Raw genomic sequence first — 6,231 nt, forward strand, 5'->3', positions numbered from 1 at the left:
AGTGGGAATGATGAAAGAGAGCAAACCCTAAACCAGCTCTTAGCCGAAATGGATGGTTTTGGGAGCGAAAACGCGCCTGTCATTGTTTTAGCCGCAACGAACCGCCCTGAAATCTTGGATCCGGCTTTAATGCGTCCAGGACGCTTTGACAGGCAGGTTTTAGTGGATAAGCCTGATTTTAATGGCAGGGTAGAAATCTTAAAAGTGCATATTAAAGGCGTGAAACTCGCTAATGATGTGAATTTGCAAGAAGTCGCCAAACTCACCGCAGGGCTTGCGGGAGCGGATTTAGCGAATATCATCAATGAAGCCGCGCTTTTAGCGGGACGAAACAACCAAAAAGAAGTCAAACAACAGCATTTAAAAGAAGCGGTTGAAAGAGGGATTGCTGGGCTAGAAAAGAAAAGCAGGCGCATCAGTCCTAAAGAAAAGAAAATCGTCGCCTACCATGAAAGCGGGCATGCCGTGATTTCTGAAATGACTAAAGGGAGTGCTAGGGTGAATAAAGTCTCTATCATTCCAAGGGGCATGGCGGCTTTAGGCTACACCCTTAACACACCTGAAGAAAACAAATACTTGATGCAAAAGCATGAACTCATCGCTGAAATTGATGTGCTTTTAGGCGGGAGGGCGGCTGAAGAGGTCTTTTTGGAAGAAATTTCTACCGGTGCGAGCAACGATTTAGAAAGAGCGACTGATATTATTAAAGGCATGGTGAGTTATTATGGCATGAGCAGTGTCAGCGGGCTTATGGTGTTAGAAAAGCAACGGAACGCCTTTTTAGGAGGTGGTTATGGGAGCAGTAGGGAATTTAGCGAAAAAACCGCAGAAGAAATGGATCTTTTCATTAAAAACCTGCTAGAAGAGCGCTATCAGCATGTCAAACAAACCTTAAGCGACTATAGAGAAGCGATTGAAATCATGGTCAAAGAATTGTTTGACAAAGAAGTCATTACAGGCGAAAGGGTGCGTGAAATCATCAGCGAATACGAAGCCGCCAACAATTTAGAAAGCCGTTTGATCCCTTTAGAAGAGCAAGCGAGTTAAAAGTGCGATCTTGCAAACAGATTTTTGATAAGGGTTTAAAGCCCTATTATAAATGTTCTGTTTGCTTAAAGCCTTTTTTTAGGTTTTGTTTTCTCAAAACTCATGCTTTTAAACAGCGTTATAGAGCGTTTGCTCTAACGCTCTTTTCTTGTAAGTTTTTTAACGCTTGTAAGATTTTTATTCCCATAATTGATTTTAAAATCGTTTTTATCCCTACTCTAAATTATCAAGCCAAGCTACAAAGAGTCTCTAATGCCTATTAACCCTCTCTATCTTTTCCCTAATCTTTTCACCGCTAGCAGTATTTTTTTAGGCATGATGAGTATTTTTTACGCTTCCAGTTACCAATTTGTCATGGCGTGTTGGTTAGTGGTGGCGAGCCTTATTTTAGATGGGCTTGATGGGCGTGTCGCAAGGCTTACTAACACCACTAGCAAGTTTGGTATTGAATTTGACTCTTTAGCTGATGTAATCGCTTTTGGAGTCGCCCCAAGCCTTATTACTTACTTTTATGTGGGGTATAATTTTGGGCGTATAGGCATGGCGGTGAGCGCGTTGTTTGTGATTTTTGGAGCGATACGATTAGCGCGATTCAATATCAGCACCAACACAAGCGACCCCTATTCTTTCATCGGTATCCCCATTCCTGCGGCGGCGGTATTGGTGGTGCTTTGTGTGTTATTAGATAATAAATACCATTTCTTAGAAAGCAATATCGAAAAGTTATTTTTAGGCTTTATTGTCTTATTGGGGGTGCTTATGGTGAGCAATATCCGCTACCCTAATTTTAAAAAAGTCAAATGGAATCTCAAGCTTTTCATCTTAGTGTTGATTTTTTTATCGTTAGTGTTTGTGCGCCCTTTAGAGGCTTTGAGCGTGTTTATGGGGTTGTATTTGATTTATGGCATCATTCGGTGGCTCTTTTTAATGGTAAAAATTATTTTTAATAAAAATAAGAACGCATGAAAGAATCTTTTTACATAGAGGGAATGACTTGCACGGCGTGTTCTAGCGGGATTGAACGCTCTTTAGGGCGTAAAAGTTTTGTGAAAAAAATAGAAGTGAGTCTTTTAAATAAGAGTGCTAACATTGAATTTAACGAAAACGAAACCAATTTAGACGAAATTTTTAAACTCATTGAAAAGCTAGGCTATAGCCCTAAAAAAACTTTGGCGGAAGAAAAAAAAGAATTTTTTAGCCCTAATGTTAAATTAGCGTTGGCGGTTATTTTCACGCTTTTTGTGGTGTATCTTTCTATGGGGGCGATGCTCAGTCCTAACCTTTTACCTGAAAGCTTGCTTACGATTAACAACCATAGTAATTTTTTAAACGCTTGCTTACAGCTTATAGGCGTGCTCATTGTCATGCATTGGGGGAGGGATTTTTACATTCAAGGGTTTAAAGCCTTATGGCACAGACAGCCTAACATGAGTAGCCTTATCGCCATAGGCACAAGCGCTGCTTTAGATTCAAGCCTGTGGCAATTGTATTTCGTTTATACGAATCAGTGGTCTTATGGGCATTATTATTTTGAAAGCGTGTGCGTGATTTTAACGTTTGTGATGGTGGGCAAACGCATTGAAAATGTTTCTAAAGACAAAGCCTTAGACGCTATGCAAGCCTTGATGAAAAACGCCCCAAAAACCGCCCTTAAAATGCACAATAACCAACAGATTGAAGTTTTAGTGGATAGCATTGTGGTGGGGGATATTTTGAAAGTCCTCCCTGGAAGCGCGATTGCAGTAGATGGTGAAATCATAGAGGGCGAAGGGGAATTAGATGAGAGCATGTTAAGCGGCGAAGCGTTGCCGGTTTATAAAAAAGTCGGCGATAAAGTCTTTTCAGGGACGCTCAATAGTAACACGAGTTTTTTAATGAAAGCCACGCAAGATAACAAAAACAGCACCTTGTCTCAAATTATAGAAATGATCCATAACGCTCAAAGCTCAAAAGCAGAGATTTCTCGCTTAGCGGATAAGGTTTCAAGCGTGTTTGTGCCAAGCGTGATCGCTATCGCTATTTTAGCGTTTGTGGTGTGGCTCATCATCGCGCCTAAGCCTGATTTTTGGTGGAATTTTGGCACCGCTTTAGAAGTGTTTGTATCGGTTTTAGTGATTTCTTGCCCTTGCGCTTTAGGGTTGGCTACGCCTATGAGTATTTTAGTGGCGAACCAAAAAGCGAGTTCTTTAGGATTATTTTTTAAAGACGCTAAAAGTTTAGAAAAAGCAAGGCTAGTCAATACGATCGTTTTTGATAAAACCGGCACGCTCACTAACGGCAAGCCTGTCGTTAAAAGCGTTCATTCTAACATAGAATTATTAGAATTATTAAGTTTAGCAAACAGCATTGAAAAGAGCAGCGAGCATGTCATTGCTAAGGGGATTGTAGAATACGCAAAAGAGCATGACGCCCCCTTAAAAGAAATAAGCGAAATTAAAGTGAAAACGGGTTTTGGCATTAGCGCTAAAGTAGATTATCAAGGCGTTAAAGAAATCATCAAAGTGGGCAACAGCGAATTTTTTAACCCTATTAACACGCTAGAAATTCAAGAAAACGGGATTTTAGTGTTTGTGGGTAGAGCGATCAATGAAAAAGAAGACGAGCTTTTAGGGGCGTTTGTTTTAGAGGATTTGCCCAAAAAAGGCGTGAAAGAGCATATCGCTCAAATCAAAAATTTAGGCATTAACACTTTTCTTTTGAGCGGAGACAATAGGGAGAATGTCCAAAAATGCGCGCTTGAATTAGGGATTGATGGTTATATCAGCAACGCTAAACCACAAGACAAGCTCAACAAGATTAAAGAGCTTAAGGAAAAAGGGCAGATCGTTATGATGGTGGGCGATGGCTTGAATGACGCTCCCAGTCTTGCTATGAGCGATGTGGCAGTGGTGATGGCTAAAGGGAGTGATGTGAGCGTGCAAGCAGCGGACATTGTGAGTTTTAACAACGATATTAAATCGGTTTATAGCGCGATTAAATTAAGCCAGGCGACCATTAAAAATATCAAAGAAAATTTGTTTTGGGCTTTTTGTTATAATAGCGTGTTTATCCCTTTAGCTTGTGGGGTTCTTTATAAGGCTAATATCATGTTAAGCCCGGCGATTGCGGGTTTAGCGATGAGCTTAAGCTCTGTGAGTGTGGTCTTAAACTCCCAAAGGCTAAGGAATTTTAAAATTAAGGATCATTGAATGAAAGCAACTTTTCAGGTGCCAAGCATTACTTGTAATCATTGCGTGGATAAAATTGAAAAATTTGTGGGCGAAATTGAAGGTGTGAGCTTTATTGATGTGAGCGTGGAAAAAAAGAGCGTGGTTGTAGAGTTTGACGCTCCAGCGACACAGGATTTGATTAAAGAAGCTTTATTGGATGCTGGGCAAGAAGTAATATAATAAAGGTGTGTGATATAGAAGTATCGGGTTAAAAAACGCAACATTCAGAAGGGTTGTTGTCTTTTAATACTTTGTTTGGGTGTTTTTACGCCCTTCAATGATGATTTATCATAACAATAAGGGAAAGAAATTATCGCATTTTCCTTTTCTCATTTCCATTTTTGATACAAACGAATCTGCTTGTTCAAGCCGCTAATTACACCACCCATAAAAGAAAGGGAGCTACGAGACAGATTGCTTCTGCATTGCGAACGAATCAGTTCACAGATTTTAACAAACAACATGCATAGCTCGTCAGGTTTCATGTTGCCAATAAGGCATAAGCCTTGTATGTATTCAATAGGGACAAGAATATGGGAGTGTTCGTCTTTTAAGTCATTGCCTAATCGCTGTGTTAAGCTATCCATGCCCTTTTGGATTACCTCATGCATTCTTTCTAAAACACAATATTCCCTTGCTGAAAAAGAACAAGATGAACGCATGCTTGTAAAGTCTGTTGCTTATTTTGCATAGCCTCTTTGTTAAGTCAGGTAATGATAAATAAAGATTTCTAATGTCTGGCATGACTATCCTTTATTTGCGGCTATCATATTTTATCAGGCGTTGCTTTAAAACGCTATGAGCTCTTTTGGCAAGATTCACCCATTCCTACACAAATTTCACTAGAATCATCCCGCTAAACGCGTTGTTTTTATAAAATTCTACGCGATAGATCCTTTCTTGCTTGTCCAGTGAAAAGCGTTTTTGAAAATCTTTAAGCCTAATCGTATAGCCCATTTCATTAGGCTTACTTTCATTAGAAACGCTAAAACCAATCACATTCGCGCGGATATTGTCCATAGCATGGATATAGAAACTCTCTTTCACTTCAACCACGCTCCCTATCTTAACCATTTGATCCTTATTGTCAATTTGCATTTTCACTTCTTCTAAAGAAGGATCAAATTCTATATAAAAAGGCGATAATCGTGTCATGAGCTTGTTGCCGTATTTTAAAAACACTTCTTGTTTATTTTTGACTAGCCCCACAATGTAAGCGTTGCTCTCTATGGGGATTTGTGGGATTTTAGTGTTATTAGGTAAAGGGAAATGATTGAGTTTAGGGCGTAAGTTAAAAAGGGGCATTTTAGGCAGAGAGCTGATTTTTGCCCACAAGCTTTTATCATTGATTAGGGCATGCACGCTATTAGGGTTAAGCTCAAAATCGCGCTTAAAAGGGATATTGAGTTGATTGAGTAAGCCCTCAATGGCTTGCAAGTGGTAAAACACCCTTGATGCTAAAGGGAGTTCTTTGCTGGCTTCATTGGCAAAAGCGCTCTTTTTTTGGTTGATCGCATAAAAAGTTAGGGCTTTTTGCATTTCTGTATCGCCTTGCGCGGTGCGCGTGTTTTTTAAATGATACTCCTCAATGGGGTGCAATAAATGGACGTTGATGCTCTCAATCGTATTGTTGGCAAAAGCAAGCAAATTAGGGAATTTCGCCCCCTTAACTTCATCTTGATCAATGATAAAGCAATTCCCCCAGCGTTTAGGATTGAGCGTCGCATCAATATAAACAGGGCGATAATACCCACCGCCATCATGCAAGTGCAAGACAGCATCTATATTGGGTTTTGCAATCAAGGATTTGATTTCCTGGATAGTGGGGTATTCAGGGTCATTCTTGTCTAAAGCGGCAAATTTGCGGTTCATATCCCCATACAAGCCCCTATGATTTCTTAACATGGAAGGCTTATTCAATACGGGAACCACTTCCACCAAGCCTTTTAAAACGCTATAGTGCATTAAAAACAAA

6 protein-coding genes and 1 pseudogene are annotated in these 6,231 nt (G+C 40.0%); 5 read left to right on the plus strand and 2 right to left on the minus strand.

The annotated features are described in order from the left end of the window. From ftsH to copP, 5 genes and pseudogenes are all read left to right on the plus strand, one after another. A pseudogene (gene ftsH, locus BZK24_RS07965) lies at window positions 1-1,047 on the plus strand (ATP-dependent zinc metalloprotease FtsH); the annotation flags it as partial. A gap of 2 nt (window positions 1,048-1,049) precedes the next feature. Continuing rightward, entirely contained in the window at window positions 1,050-1,310 is a 261-nt protein-coding gene (locus BZK24_RS07970; RefSeq protein ID WP_077657105.1) for a hypothetical protein, read from the plus strand. After that, window positions 1,300-2,013 (plus strand): CDP-diacylglycerol--serine O-phosphatidyltransferase, encoded by a 714-nt coding sequence (gene pssA / locus BZK24_RS07975; protein ID WP_042636215.1) that lies wholly within the window; start codon window positions 1,300-1,302, stop codon window positions 2,011-2,013. Before BZK24_RS07970 ends, pssA begins: the two co-directional genes overlap by 11 nt. After that, window positions 2,010-4,235 (plus strand): copper-translocating P-type ATPase CopA, encoded by a 2,226-nt coding sequence (gene copA, locus BZK24_RS07980; RefSeq protein WP_077657106.1) that lies wholly within the window; start codon window positions 2,010-2,012, stop codon window positions 4,233-4,235. The genes pssA and copA overlap by 4 nt, the downstream gene beginning before the upstream one ends. Continuing rightward, complete coding sequence (gene copP / locus BZK24_RS07985; RefSeq protein ID WP_000648263.1) at window positions 4,236-4,436, plus strand: copper-binding metallochaperone CopP; 201 nt, start codon at window positions 4,236-4,238, stop codon at window positions 4,434-4,436. It abuts the gene before it with no gap. Between the two features lie 149 nt (window positions 4,437-4,585). On the opposite strand, the gene BZK24_RS07990 is transcribed toward copP, so the two are convergent. Together BZK24_RS07990 and csd4 are read right to left on the minus strand one after the other, a co-directional pair. Beyond that, window positions 4,586-4,867: a hypothetical protein gene (locus BZK24_RS07990; protein ID WP_000545242.1), complete on the minus strand. Its 282-nt coding sequence runs from the start codon at window positions 4,865-4,867 to the stop codon at window positions 4,586-4,588. A 217-nt stretch (window positions 4,868-5,084) separates the two neighbouring features. Beyond that, window positions 5,085-6,231, minus strand: a 1,147-nt coding sequence (csd4, locus tag BZK24_RS07995; RefSeq protein ID WP_077657107.1) for a DL-carboxypeptidase Csd4, incomplete at its 5' end; no start/stop codon positions are given.

The sequence above is a fragment of the Helicobacter pylori genome (assembly GCF_001998165.1).
Lineage (GTDB): Bacteria > Campylobacterota > Campylobacteria > Campylobacterales > Helicobacteraceae > Helicobacter > Helicobacter pylori_DL.